Source organism: Pseudomonas sp. RA_35y_Pfl2_P32 (assembly GCF_963970735.1).
In the GTDB taxonomy this organism is placed as follows: Bacteria; Pseudomonadota; Gammaproteobacteria; order Pseudomonadales; family Pseudomonadaceae; genus Aquipseudomonas.
Genome location: NZ_CAXAQF010000405.1, coordinates 1 through 328, shown reverse-complemented (window position 1 = coordinate 328; position 328 = coordinate 1). Strand labels below are relative to the sequence as shown.

The window sequence follows — 328 nt, the reverse complement described above, 5'->3', positions numbered from 1 at the left end:
TGGTCGACACCCCGGCCAACGACGTGTACGTCAATGGCAGCACCGTAAGCGCGACGATTACGGGCACCACTGGCGGCAACTTCGAAAACCTGGTGCCAAGCACCACGCCAGCCGTTACCACCATCAGCGACTCGCTTGATGCCACTGGCCTAACCTTGACCGCTACAGGTGGTATCACCGAAGGCGGCCAGATCACTTACACCGCGACCCTGACCAACCCGGCGGGTACGCCGATGACCGTGACCTTGAGCAATGGCTCGGTCATCGTTATCGAAGCGGGTAAAACCACCGGTACCGTGCTGGTCGATACCCCGGCCAACGATGTGTA

Annotated in this window: 1 protein-coding gene; it reads left to right on the top strand. The window is 60.4% G+C overall.

What is annotated here, in order from left to right; all coding sequences use genetic code 11:
- The coding region (locus tag AACY45_RS28915; RefSeq protein WP_339548898.1) for an immunoglobulin-like domain-containing protein at positions 1–328 on the top strand (328 nt) is incomplete at both ends.